This window comes from Helicobacter apodemus (assembly GCF_000765745.2).
In the GTDB taxonomy this organism is placed as follows: Bacteria; Campylobacterota; Campylobacteria; order Campylobacterales; family Helicobacteraceae; genus Helicobacter_D; species Helicobacter_D apodemus.
The window spans coordinates 35,022-47,137 of record NZ_JRPC02000014.1 but is presented as its reverse complement, the minus strand read 5'-3'; the positions used below and the strand labels follow the sequence as shown (position 1 = coordinate 47,137).

Sequence of the window (12,116 nt, the reverse complement as noted above, 5' to 3'; positions counted from 1 at the left end):
GAATTTTTATGCAAGAAAAAAGTTTTTTTCTAACTTTTAAAAATCCAAAAGATTTCTTAGCTAAAATGTATCTTACGCTATGTTTTAGCGGTTTATCCCCCAAAGCACCTGGAACTATCGGGACTTTAGTCGCAATACCCTTTGCTTATTATATCGCTTCATTCTCGCACACTACACTTTTGCTCTCTGCCCTCTTAATTTCTGCACTTGGTATTAAAATCATTGACCATTATGAAAAGAAAGGATTAGAACACGATAGAAAAGAAATTGTAATTGATGAACTTGCGGGCGTTTGGGTAAGTATTGCTATAATTGGCAATACCACACTTGGGATAGTATTATCTTTTATTTTCTTTAGGATTTTTGATATATGGAAGCCATCCATTATAGGCAAAGTAGATAAAAATATCAAAGGAGGCTTGGGAGTAATGGGGGATGATTTACTCGCAGGATTTTTTGCAGGGATATTAGGATTAATAGTTATAGGAATCCTAACTAAAATGGAGAGCTTGAATTTTTAAAGTAGCGATAATAAATCTTTTAAATTATGCCATAATCAAATCACAAACAGCACAAAGGATACCTAATGAATCTACTAATAAATATTAGGGGGTGGGCAAAATAAATCCCACCCTTTACAAACTCTCCTAAGAACTAAAACTCTACATTCTATAAAAACAAATTCTAAAACCCTCAAACTTTTAAACCCTAAGCTTTTAGATTCTATTATAGAATCTAATTTCACTCTAATCTTAAAGCCTTAATCTTTAATCAATTAATCCCTAAACTTCTTGCTTTACAAGAATATTTTAAATTTTCATTTTTTAATATAAATAAATTTATTATAAATATATGTTATAATATATTTAATTTTATTAAAGTAAATATTCTTAATCCATTGAAAAATGAATCTAATAACTTTTCTTTGATCCCTAATTTGCCAAGCTCTACTTTATTTTTAAGTTTAAGTGTAATAAATGTTTTAAATACTTCTTTAGGTGCAGATAGTTGGGCTACATCAGGAACTATTACTTTAAAAAATAGTGGGACTATAGATACTATTACTTCTACTGGTGGAACTAATAATAAAATTGTGGGGAATCAAAATGGAGTAAAGTATAATAATTTAGTAATTAATGAGGGAACAAGGTTTTACAGATGGACTAATAATGCAGGTTAGAACCATGGATATAAGGGATAATGCCTGCCATAGGGACATTATTAATAAAGGGATAACAAAATCAAATACTGAAGATATTAATATCAATAAAGGAGTGATACAAGCTTGTGAAAATGAAGGAATGTTAAAAGCCAATAGAGATGGTATGGGCAATATTTTATTCAACGAAAGAACCATTCATACCCTTATTAATAATAGGATAATGGATAGTAATCAAGCTTGTGGCATTTCTCTGGAAAATAACTCTACCATAACTACTTTTGCTAATGCTGGAGCAACAAATGGTGGTGGTATAGTGGGCGATTCTACTATTACAAACTTTACTAATAAGGGAACTATACATAGAAAGCATAATAAGGCTTTAGGTATTAATCACTCTAGTGCAGGAACACTTAGCAATAGTGGATTCATAAAAAAAATGATAGCTCTGCCATAGCTATTGAAAATAATGCTACTTTAGGGACTTTAAACAATACTGGAACCATAGAGGCTAAGGATACTAATAACAACTATGACGTTAATGCAATTATAACTAAGAGCTTTAATAATAATGGCTTGATTAAGGTGGAAGGGTTAATATCAATAATAACTCTACCATACAAAGCTTTAGTAATAGTGAGACTATAAAAGCAGGAAATACGGGTATGAATATAAGCAAAAATGCTGCCATAGAAAGTTTTACTAATACAGATACTATAGAATCAAAAAGTTGCTCTGGGATATTCACTGCTGGAGCAAATATTAAAACCCTTATCAATAAAGGAAATATCATTTCTGAGGGTGATAACAATCTACACGCTGGTGTCAAGCTAAATGAAGGAACTATTGAAAGCATTATTAATACAGGCACAATAAGAGGAAATAATTTTGGGTTTGCTGTAAGCATTGGTAAATTTGGAAAATTCTCTATGCAAGATGGTGCAATAGTGATTGGGAAATATTCAGGTATTATAGTAGGAAATAATCAAACTTTAGGAGAGCTTGAAATTAGTGGAGCAAATACTAGGATTAGTGGGGATGATTATGGTATTTGGTTAAATAGAGGAACAAAAACTGAGAAGGTTACTGTTAAAGATGGAGCTAGATCAAAGGTGGCACTGCTGGTATTTCTAATAATAGTGGAACGATAAGTGGTAAGATTACCATTGAAAGTGGGGCTACTATTACTTCTACAAGAAGAGGAAGTAACACTGCTATTGCTAACGCTGGTGATACTACTTTAACTGGAGGTATTACTATAAGTGGTGCTAATACGAAGTTAGAGGGTAAGATTATAAAGAGTAATAATGCAAAGATAGCTAGTGATATAAAGATACAAGAGGGTGCTAGTGTTAATGGAGGGTTAGTGAATAATGGAATTCTATATCAGGAGGCATTAGTATTGATGAGAATAGTAAGCTTAATTCTATTATTAATAATTCTAGTAAAAGTAACTTCACTTTAATAATTAAAAACGAAACAAACACTTAAGAGACAATAAAGACAAATAAAGAGATTCATTAATAAATTAAGATTAAAAGATTTAATAATAAATAAGAGAATGAATATTTATAAAATTTAATAGATTTAAAAGCTTAATAAATGAATAAGATTAAATGTTTTAAAAAATTTTTGTGGATAGGAAGTATAACTTACTAAGCTGTGGAAAGTTTGTTTATCAAAAAGAAATCTTATGCTTTTAAAATCCTTTTTGAACTTTATTTAGCATTTAAAGCTTTTTATTTCAATCTTTTAGTTTTAAGTCTAAAGGAAATAACCAAAATTATTAAACTTCATAAGACTTTTGTGTAATTTTGCTTAAAAATTCTTCTAAATTAAATTTCTTTCTTTGATTTTCTGTAAAAAGATGAATAATAATATCCCCTAAATCTGCCACTATCCAATTAGGATTTTCTTCTTCGATATTTAAAAAACTTTCCCCTTTTTGCTTTAAATCCTTTTTCAAAAAATCCAACAATGCCAAAGCGTGCTTATCAATAAGTGCAGTTGCAATAACCACAAAATCTACAAAATAATCACTCCCTTTAAGATTAAAAACCTCAATATTTTCACCCTTTTTATCCTCTATAATTTTACAAATTTCCTCAATAACTTTTTCTCTATCTTGCAATTTCTTTCCTTTTTAAAATCTCCTCTAAAATAGCTTGCGGGATAAACTCTAAAACCTCCAAATCATCCTTTTGTAACGCAAGTTTGATTTGTGTAGAACTAATCGCTATTTCTTGCATAGGCAAGACTCTAAAATCACCAACTATTTCATAGCCTTTACGCGGAATTATAACAAACTCCACCTTAGCTTTAAGGTTTTCATACTGATACCATTTAGGCAAATTCTCTATATTATCCGCACCTAAGAGTAAATAGATTTTATTGGGCTTATAAAGGTTTTCAATAAACTTTATAGTTTTCAATGTTGGTGTAGGTTTATTTTGCCTAACTTCAAAATCTAGCACTTTAAGTCTTGAATCTTTACCTATTAAGAGATTATTAAGCCAACTTAGACGCTGCGTTGAACTAAAAAGAGAGATTGCCTTAAAAGGGTTTAAAAAACAAGGCACGACAAAAAGTTTGTCAATGGCTAATTTTTCTAAAGCAACCCTAATAATCTCTAAATGCCCCAAATGTGGAGGGTCAAATGACCCTCCAAAAACCGCTATATCTCCCATAAAATCTCCAAAAAATAATGTAAAATTGTATCAAATTTTAAGGAATGCTATGGAATTTTTATTTGTTTTTGTTTTTGGCGTTATTTTAGGCTCCTTTGCTAATGTCTTAATCTATCGTATCCCAAAGAATTTAAATTTATGCCTACCCTTCTCCTTTTGCCCACAATGCAAAAAAACATTACTTTGGAGAGACAAAATCCCCCTATTCTCTTATCTTTTCTTAAACAAAAAATGCAGGCACTGCCAAAGTAAGATTCCATTTTGGTATTTTTTAAGTGAATGTTTAGGTGGATTTTTCGCAGTTTTTAGCTTTTATCATTATGGTATTGGGGGAATTGTTTGCTTCTTTTTATGTTTATTCTTTTATACACTTTGTGTTATTGATTGGTATTTTTTAGAGATTCCTAATATTTTAAGCTTCCTAACCTTTGGGCTTGGAATTTGCTATGGATTTTATGCCGATTTAAACGCTTTTTATTCGCCCATTAATCCTTTTTTAAATGCTTTTGTTCTAATGGGTATTGCAAGTTTCTTAAGGCTTTTTATCGGAAGTATTTGTAACAAAGAAGTTATGGGGGAGGGGGATATTATTGTTTTTGGTATCCTTGGTGGTGCTTTAGGGATATTCTACGCTTTTGTGGCAATCTTTATAGCAGCTATTACAACCTTATGTGTTATGCTTGTTACAAAAACATACAAAATGCCATTTGTCCCTTTCTTGTTTTTTGGCTTCTTGTTGCTCTTGATAGTAACAACTTTTTAACCTCCCCAAATAAAGTTAGAATTTTATTAAGAAATAATTTTTTTAAACTTTATTTTATAGAGCTTCTTATATACTTAGAGGCATTAACTAAAAATTAAGGAGAAATTATGTCTGTAAAAATTACTGATATTTGTATAGCCTGTGGAGCCTGTATTGATGAATGCCCTGTTGAAGCAATCGTAGATGATGATGATAACCCAAATGATGATGGTTGCTATTTTGTTTATAATGACAAATGTGTAGAATGTGTAGGGCATAACGATGAACCAGCCTGTGCAACAGCCTGTCCAACAGAGGGTTGCATTGTATGGGATAACATCGTAGAAGCTCAACCACACAGAGATGATATTGGAGAGGATAAACGAACATCACATACTCCCGTAGTGGAATAATTTAGATTAGGGTTTCCTAATCTAAGAAGCTTTCTTTAAGAATTTTCATTATCTTTACCCCTTATTTTATCAATCCATTCTTTTAATGTTTTTTCAAATCCTTTAGGTAGCCACTTGACAAACTTTAGCCTTTTAGACAAATACTCTTGCTCTACCCAACCACCAAAACTATGAGGATAAAGATAATCTTTAGAAAATTGACAAAGAGACTTTGGAATTTCTTCATTAGGATGAGTTTTTACATAATCTATCGCTTCATTAATAGCTTCATAAGCACTATTAGACTTAGGTGAAGCTGCAAGATAAATAACGCATTGACTTAAAAGAATCCTAGCTTCTGGGTAACCAATTCTTGCTACCCCTTGCATTGTAGAAACCGCTAAATTTAAAGCATTAGGATTAGCATTACCAATATCTTCACTCGCTAAAATTACTAATCGTCTTGCTATAAATTCCGGATTCTCACCCTCTGTAATTAATCGTGCCAAGTAATAAATAGCTGCATTTTCATCGCTTCCTCGGATACTTTTTATCATTGCAGAGATGAGATTATAATGTCTATCAAGCTCACTAACACCGATATTCAAAGAGGTTGGTCGAAGAGACTTTAGAACTGCTAGGGTAAGTGGCTCTTTAAGACTTAAGGCACAATCAAGTAAATTAAGCATAGCCCTAGCATCTCCTCCACTACTTTCTATCAAATAGGTTTGAATTTCTAAGTCTAAATCATAAGGCTTTAAAATCTCTCTTAATTCGTCCTTACTCAACGCAAAAAACTCAAAAACAAAAGAACGCGATCTTATCGCACTACTTAGAGCAAAAAAAGGATTTTCCGTAGATGCTCCCAAGATAAGGACTTGATGATTTTCCATTATAGGTAATAGTGCTTCTTGTTGGGATTTGCTTAATCTATGCACTTCATCAATAAAAATCAAAGGTTTTTGTAAAGTATTTTGGTGTTGTTTTAAAATATTACGCAAATCTTCTAACTTAAAATTCGTGGCATTAAGGGGATAAAATGGGAGTGAGAGCATATCCGCTATTAAAAGTGCCGCACTTGTCTTACCACTTCCAGCATTACCAAAGAAAAAACTATGCGGGATACTCCCACTTTTAAGAAGTTTCATAAAAGGAGCATTCTCTCCAAAGAGGTGTTTTTGTCCGACAAATTGCTGAAAACTTTTAGGTCTTTTGTTGTATGATAAATTTTTCATCAACTTTTCTTAATAAAGGAATAATATGGCACGATTTGCTCCTATTATTTTAGCACTTTTTGCAATGTTTATGGTTTTATTAATGATGTATGGTTTTAACAACCCGATTTTTTAAAATCCTTAAAACTTCTTTTGGAGAGTCTGCAATACTTATAATCTCTAATTCCTCTTTAGAAATCAACCCCTCTTTAAGCATAACTTCCTCAATCCAGTGAAAAAAACCTTTCCAATACTCCTTGCCATACAAAATAATGGGTATTTTTTGTATCTTTTGGGTGGCTATTAATGTTAGAATCTCACTTAATTCATCTAAAGTCCCAAACCCTCCCTCTCCAACGATAATTCCTATAGAATGGTGATTAAAGACAAATTTCCTACTAAAAAAATTTTCGAATATTAAAGGAATCTCTACATAAGGATTTATTGTTTGCTCGTGGGGAAGCTGTATATTTAGCCCAATAGAAACTACTTTAGAATCTTTGTCTTTAGATTCTACCAAACCCTTATTAGCAGCTTCCATAATCCCAGGTCCCCCTCCTGTCATAATACAATAGCCTTCCTTTCCAAGCTCAAAGGCTAATCTTTCTATCTGCTTATAAGCTTCACTATATTTTGCAACCCTTGCTCCCCCAAAAATCGTTAAGATATTTTCATAAGGTTTTAAAACCTCAAAACTCCTACATACTTCTTTATAGCCAATTAATAACTCTTGCATTATCTTACTTTGTAGAATTTTTAGATTCTATATATTCAAAAATAGCTTGAATCTCACTTTTTGTTAAATAATATTTTGGCATAACCTTTTTGTTTTCCCCTAAAGCTTTAGCAAAAGCTTCAAATGTTAGATGATTAATAGCAGGTCCTTGCAAAGTTATGAGTTTTTTTTTATGGTAATACTCTGTAATTCTTTTTCCCTCCCCTGCTTGTCCGTGGCATTCTACACAACCTATACCGCGAGGGTTTTCATAAAGCATTTTTCCATATTCAATAGATGTAATAAAACTCTCTTGTGCAAAAACAAAACTACCAAAAATCAGCAAAAATAACCGATACATACAAAGCCTTAAACTATAAAAAAACTTTTTTTATTATAATATCAAAATAACTTTTCAAAGGCTATAAATGCAGATATTAGATGGAAAATCTCTTGCTTTAAAAATCGAAGAAACGCTCAAAGAAGAAGTGCAACTTCTAAACAAAAAACAAATTACTCCTGGATTAGCGGTTATTTTAGTAGGCGATGATCCAGCCTCTCAAAGCTATGTAAATATGAAAGCAAAAGCCTGTAAGCGAACAGGAATCTATTCTACAACACACGAAATGCCTAAAAGCATTACGCAAGATTCTCTTTTACAAACCATTAATATGCTAAATCAAAACCCAAATATTGATGGGATATTAGTCCAACTGCCTCTTCCTCAACACATTAATACAACAACTATCCTAGAAGCCATTGCCCCCCATAAAGATGTCGATGGTTTTCATCCCTTTAATGTAGGGCGAATCTCAGCCAATCTTGAAGGATTTACTCCTGCTACCCCTATGGGAGTTATTACATTGCTTCAAGCCTATGATATTAACCTTAAGGGTAAAAATGTGGTAATTGTAGGGACTAGCAATATTGTTGGCAAACCCTTAGGTGCATTATTCCTTAACCATAAATCAACCATTACGCTTTGCCATATCTACACCAACAATCTCATAGAGCATACTAAAAATGCAGATATTCTTTGCGTAGCCGTTGGCAAGCCAAACCTCATCACCAAAGAAATGGTTAAAGAAGGTGCCATTGTTGTTGATATAGGCATCAATCGCTTGGAAAATGGAAAAATTATAGGCGATGTAGATTTTAATAATGTAGCTCCTATTTGCAGTTTTATCACCCCAGTTCCAGGAGGTGTAGGACCTATGACAATCGCTTCTTTGTTGCAAAATACAATAAAAGCCACTAAAATTCGTGCAAATTTATAAGATTTAAGGAAGTTTAATGAATCAAATATTTAATAAATTAGGTAAGTTTATTAATAGTTGGACAGGCACAATTATCATCGTCTTATGCGTAATATTCTTTGTCGCTCAAGCTTTTGTTATCCCTAGTGGAAGTATGTTAAATACAATGCTAATTGGTGATAATTTATTTGTCAAAAAATATTCTTATGGAATCCCAACACCCACAATTCCTTGGATAGAGATAAAAGTCTTGCCTGATTTTAATAATAATGGGCATCTTTTTGAAGGGGATCGTCCAAAGCGGGGAGATATTGTAATATTCCGTTATCCATTAGAACCAAAAATACATTATGTAAAACGTAATATAGGAATTAGTGGTGATGAAATTCTTTACACCAAAGAGGGATTATGGGTTGCTTTTGCTAGTGACAATCCTTATACTGAAGATTCTAGCAAAACACTCATTTATAAAGGTAAAACCTACTTTTATGAACCTTATGCTAAAAAACACCCGGGCATACATTATGAAAATATCCCTTTTAATGCTTTTGTTCAATTACAAAGTTATTTGCAAAGCGGGCATAAAATTGGCATGGAACCTATCACCTTAGATAATGGGGAATTAGCCTTTCATACAAAGATTAAGGAAGATGAATTTTTTATGATGGGGGACAATCGGAATAATTCTAATGATTCAAGATTTTGGGGAAGCGTTCCTTATCGCTATGTTGTTGGCAAGCCGTGGTTTATCTATCTAAGTTGGGATAGTGATTTTAATATCCGATGGGAAAGGATAGGAGAAACTATCGAATCTTTAGAGACTCAAAAAACACCCTAATGTTTGATTTACCCTTATTTTACCAGCTTCCTATAATCGTCATTGCCTTACTTATTGCTATTATAGGGCATGAAATTATGCACGGGTTAGTAGCTTATAAATATGGCGATAGCAGTGCAAAGGATTTAGGTAGACTCCGATTAAATCCTCTAGTGCATATAGATTTAATTGGCTCTATCCTTGTTCCTGTAATACTCTTTTTACTCAATGCCCCTTTTTTGTTTGGTTGGGCTAAGCCTGTCCCTGTGAGAATGGATAGGGTAATTTCTAATGGCGGATATTTGGGGGCTTTTGGAGTCTCTATTGCTGGTGTTGCTTATAATTTTACACTAGCCCTTTTTTGCTCTTTTTGTATTTATGCTTTTAATGGGGGAATATTTAGTGGCTTCTTGGATTACTTTGATAATCCTAAATTTATTTTAGAGCTTATTCTTTTCTTCTTTTTACAATTACTCATTTATAATGTTATCTTAGGGGTTTTTAATCTCCTCCCTTTTCCTCCTTTAGATGGCTCACAAGTATTAGCTTATCTGGGTTTAATGTTTAAAAATGATTTTTTTGCTAAACTTTTTAACAAGATTCATCCGATGCTAGGAATGATATGTTTAATGGTTATTCTAAGCACACCGCTTTCAATAATCCTTTCAAAGCCTATGAATTGGATTATACATTGGCTACTCTAAAGGGGAAATATGAGATTTTATATTGCAAATGACCACGCAGGTTTTATTCTCAAAAGCCCAATTCTTAAATTTTTGCAAACTAGGAATTATGAAGTTTTTGATTTAGGTTGCCATAATCAAACTAAAGTTGATTATCCAGATTTTGCGAATTTACTTTGCCAGAAAGTTTTAGAAGATTCAAAGAGTTTTGGTATCTTAATTTGTGGTAGCGGAATTGGAATGAGTATTGCTGCAAATCGGTTTAAAGGAATCCGAGCAGCCCTTTGCTATGAACCTTATAGTGCAGCTATGAGTCGTAAGCACAACAACGCTAATGTCCTATGCCTAGGGGCTAGAGTAATTGGGATAGATATGGCAGAAGCAATCTTACAAAATTTTTGCCAAAGTCAATTTGAAGGCGGTAGGCATTTACAAAGAATAGAAAAATTGTAATAGGGGATAAAATGACACTTTTTACACAATGGTTATTTTTAACAACTTTTATTCTTTTTGTCTTATTTATTGTCGTTAAAACCTTTTTTTACAAAAGTGTCGCACAAAAGGAAGAAAAAAATAGTGCTATTATGAAATTAACCCTACAAGAAGCAGAAATACTTATCCGCAAACACCAACTCCAACTCCAAAGGGCTTTAGGAAATATTGATATTTTAACAGATGAAATCACTACTTTAAGAAACGAAGTCAAAGCACTCAAACAAAGAAACTCTCAATATAGGGTTGAAACAGAAAAATATAAAAGTAAAATCAAAGATTTAGAGCAAAAAATAGAAGCTCTATTATAAGGGAGAAACTATGCAATTAACAACAACACAGCAAGAATTCTTGCTACAAACTATCCGTTCTATCAAAGACTTTCCACAACCCGGGATTAATTTCCGCGATATAACAACGCTTCTTAGCAATAAAGAAGCTTTTACGCTACTCATTAATCATCTAAAAAGCTATTACCAATCTTATGAAATAGATTATATCGCAGGGATTGAAAGTCGTGGGTTTATTTTTGGTGCTGCTCTAGCCTATGCCCTCAATGTTGGCTTTATCCCCATTAGAAAAAAGGGCAAACTCCCCTACACGACAATATCTGAAAAATATTCTTTAGAATATGGCTTTAATGAAATTGAAATCCATATTGATGCTTTCAAAAATGAAATTTTAAACCATATACCCAAAGTTTTACTTATTGATGATTTACTTGCCACTGGAGGAACTGCCTATGCAGCTGCTAATCTCATAAAAAAAGCAGGGGCTAATTGCATAGAGGCTTGTTTTATTATTCACCTTAAAGACTTAAAAGGAGAAGAAAATCTCCAGAACCTTTACCCTATTTATAATGTTTTAAGTCTATAATGAACGCAAAAGCTCTAAACTCTCTTAAAAAGAGCTTAGACTTAAACTACTTCTCATAAAGTTCTTTTAATTTTTTAGCAAAATCTAAAAGATTCTTACCCCAAGGTATTTCTAAGGGTGAAAAATAACCTAGTTTTGCCCCACTTTCTTTTGCGATAAATTCTGCAGTTTTTGTAGAAAATTCAGGTTGTGCGAAAATAATTTTTAGATTCTCCTTCTTAATTACCTCGACCACCTCCATCATATCTTTAATTGTAGGTGTTTTTCCCTCAACTTCAATAGAAACCTCTTCTAATCCATAATCTCTAGCAAAATAACCTAACATCGGATGAAAAACAACAAATTTTTGATTTTTAGGCAAACCTCTTAAAGCTTCCTTTAATTGTCTATCAAGATTCTCAATATCTCTAATAAGTGCTTGGTAATTAGACTCATAATTTCCTTTAGGATTTATTGTTTTTAAACCCTCATAAATATTTCCCGCAATAATTTTTGCATTAGATAAGGACAACCAAATATGGGTATCACCATTTTCGTGGGAATGGTGAGAATCCTCCTCCTCATTATGATCATCGTGCCCATCATGTCCGTGTTCATCATGTTCCTCCATATTTCCAAAGTTTATAACCTCTACCCCTACATTACTAGGATAAATTTTCATAGCTTTATTTTGGTTAGCAAAACGTTTAAGCCATTGCTCCTCAAACTCTATCCCAATAGAAAAATAAGCTTTAGCTTGATTAACACTTTTAACATCTGAAAATTTTGGTTCAAAATCATGTGGATTAACTCCGGGCTTAACTAAGGCTATAACCTCATATTCTCCTTTAGCGATTTTTTCTACAAATTCCTTTTGCATAGGAATACTTACAGCAATAATAGGTTTAGCCATCATTACACCTGCAAACATTAATAAAGATATTAAAAACTTCACCTTCCTTACTCCTTTTTATTAAAATTTTATGGATTATTAAAATAATCCAAGCTATTATAACATAATTTTTGCGTTCATAGCTCAACTGGATAGAGCATCAGACTTCGGATCTGAGGGTTGGGGGTTCGACTCCCTCTGAGCGTACCATA

Annotated in this window: 18 protein-coding genes and 1 tRNA gene; 13 read left to right on the top strand and 6 right to left on the bottom strand. The window is 32.5% G+C overall.

Annotated features, from left to right (window positions below; genetic code table 11):
* Positions 1 to 8: 8 nt before the first annotated feature.
* From LS72_RS06335 to LS72_RS06320, 4 genes are all read left to right on the top strand, one after another.
* Positions 9 to 521 (top strand): phosphatidylglycerophosphatase A family protein, encoded by a 513-nt coding sequence (locus LS72_RS06335; protein WP_034554182.1) that lies wholly within the window; start codon positions 9 to 11, stop codon positions 519 to 521.
* A 377-nt stretch (positions 522 to 898) separates the two neighbouring features.
* Positions 899 to 1,180: a hypothetical protein gene (locus LS72_RS06330; RefSeq protein ID WP_034554184.1), complete on the top strand. Its 282-nt coding sequence runs from the start codon at positions 899 to 901 to the stop codon at positions 1,178 to 1,180.
* The gene (locus LS72_RS06325) at positions 1,170 to 1,616 is read left to right on the top strand and encodes a hypothetical protein (protein ID WP_138155186.1); all 447 of its coding nucleotides are present in this window, start codon (positions 1,170 to 1,172) and stop codon (positions 1,614 to 1,616) included. The genes LS72_RS06330 and LS72_RS06325 overlap by 11 nt, the downstream gene beginning before the upstream one ends.
* A gap of 208 nt (positions 1,617 to 1,824) precedes the next feature.
* Entirely contained in the window at positions 1,825 to 2,310 is a 486-nt protein-coding gene (locus LS72_RS06320; protein ID WP_034554188.1) for a hypothetical protein, read from the top strand.
* Between the two features lie 635 nt (positions 2,311 to 2,945).
* Here the strand turns inward: LS72_RS06320 and rsfS are convergent.
* On the bottom strand, positions 2,946 to 3,290 hold the full coding sequence (rsfS, locus tag LS72_RS06315) for a ribosome silencing factor (protein WP_034554189.1): 345 nt from the start codon (positions 3,288 to 3,290) through the stop codon (positions 2,946 to 2,948).
* On the bottom strand, positions 3,280 to 3,846 hold the full coding sequence (gene nadD / locus LS72_RS06310) for a nicotinate (nicotinamide) nucleotide adenylyltransferase (protein ID WP_034554191.1): 567 nt from the start codon (positions 3,844 to 3,846) through the stop codon (positions 3,280 to 3,282). The genes rsfS and nadD overlap by 11 nt, the downstream gene beginning before the upstream one ends.
* Positions 3,847 to 3,895: 49 nt before the next feature.
* On the opposite strand from nadD, the gene LS72_RS06305 reads away from it, so the two are divergent.
* A complete protein-coding gene (locus LS72_RS06305; protein ID WP_034554192.1) occupies positions 3,896 to 4,609 on the top strand; it encodes a prepilin peptidase in 714 nt (237 codons plus the stop codon).
* Between the two features lie 107 nt (positions 4,610 to 4,716).
* On the top strand, positions 4,717 to 5,001 hold the full coding sequence (locus LS72_RS06300) for a 4Fe-4S binding protein (RefSeq protein ID WP_034554193.1): 285 nt from the start codon (positions 4,717 to 4,719) through the stop codon (positions 4,999 to 5,001).
* A 35-nt stretch (positions 5,002 to 5,036) separates the two neighbouring features.
* Here LS72_RS06300 and LS72_RS06295 read toward each other — a convergent pair whose 3' ends face one another.
* From LS72_RS06295 to LS72_RS06285, 3 genes are all read right to left on the bottom strand, one after another.
* A complete protein-coding gene (locus tag LS72_RS06295; protein ID WP_034554194.1) occupies positions 5,037 to 6,215 on the bottom strand; it encodes a replication-associated recombination protein A in 1,179 nt (392 codons plus the stop codon).
* Positions 6,216 to 6,294: 79 nt separating this feature from the next.
* Positions 6,295 to 6,930, bottom strand: a complete 636-nt coding sequence (locus LS72_RS06290) for an LOG family protein (RefSeq protein WP_034554195.1) — start codon at positions 6,928 to 6,930, stop codon at positions 6,295 to 6,297.
* 4 nt (positions 6,931 to 6,934) lie between these two features.
* Positions 6,935 to 7,270, bottom strand: coding sequence for a c-type cytochrome (locus LS72_RS06285; protein WP_034554196.1), 336 nt, complete (start codon positions 7,268 to 7,270; stop codon positions 6,935 to 6,937).
* 67 nt (positions 7,271 to 7,337) lie between these two features.
* Between LS72_RS06285 and folD the strand changes: the two genes are divergently transcribed.
* Genes folD through LS72_RS06255 form a run of 6 tightly spaced genes read left to right on the top strand, consistent with a single transcriptional unit; the run spans position 7,338 to position 11,033 of the window.
* Positions 7,338 to 8,186 (top strand): bifunctional methylenetetrahydrofolate dehydrogenase/methenyltetrahydrofolate cyclohydrolase FolD, encoded by an 849-nt coding sequence (gene folD / locus LS72_RS06280; RefSeq protein ID WP_034554197.1) that lies wholly within the window; start codon positions 7,338 to 7,340, stop codon positions 8,184 to 8,186.
* Positions 8,187 to 8,202: 16 nt separating this feature from the next.
* The gene (gene lepB / locus LS72_RS06275; protein ID WP_034554198.1) at positions 8,203 to 9,003 is read left to right on the top strand and encodes a signal peptidase I; all 801 of its coding nucleotides are present in this window, start codon (positions 8,203 to 8,205) and stop codon (positions 9,001 to 9,003) included.
* On the top strand, positions 9,003 to 9,686 hold the full coding sequence (locus LS72_RS06270) for a site-2 protease family protein (protein ID WP_034554199.1): 684 nt from the start codon (positions 9,003 to 9,005) through the stop codon (positions 9,684 to 9,686). Before lepB ends, LS72_RS06270 begins: the two co-directional genes overlap by 1 nt.
* Before the next feature lie 9 nt (positions 9,687 to 9,695).
* A complete protein-coding gene (gene rpiB / locus LS72_RS06265) occupies positions 9,696 to 10,118 on the top strand; it encodes a ribose 5-phosphate isomerase B (RefSeq protein ID WP_034554201.1) in 423 nt (140 codons plus the stop codon).
* An 11-nt stretch (positions 10,119 to 10,129) separates the two neighbouring features.
* Positions 10,130 to 10,468 carry a hypothetical protein gene (locus tag LS72_RS06260; protein ID WP_034554202.1) on the top strand — a complete coding sequence of 113 codons (339 nt, stop codon included), beginning with the start codon at positions 10,130 to 10,132 and terminating at the stop codon, positions 10,466 to 10,468.
* A 10-nt stretch (positions 10,469 to 10,478) separates the two neighbouring features.
* Entirely contained in the window at positions 10,479 to 11,033 is a 555-nt protein-coding gene (locus LS72_RS06255) for an adenine phosphoribosyltransferase (protein ID WP_034554204.1), read from the top strand.
* Between the two features lie 46 nt (positions 11,034 to 11,079).
* Here LS72_RS06255 and LS72_RS06250 read toward each other — a convergent pair whose 3' ends face one another.
* Entirely contained in the window at positions 11,080 to 11,967 is an 888-nt protein-coding gene (locus LS72_RS06250) for a metal ABC transporter solute-binding protein, Zn/Mn family (protein WP_238700739.1), read from the bottom strand.
* 70 nt (positions 11,968 to 12,037) lie between these two features.
* On the opposite strand from LS72_RS06250, the gene LS72_RS06245 reads away from it, so the two are divergent.
* Positions 12,038 to 12,114, top strand: a tRNA-Arg gene (locus tag LS72_RS06245).
* Positions 12,115 to 12,116: the final 2 nt, after the last annotated feature.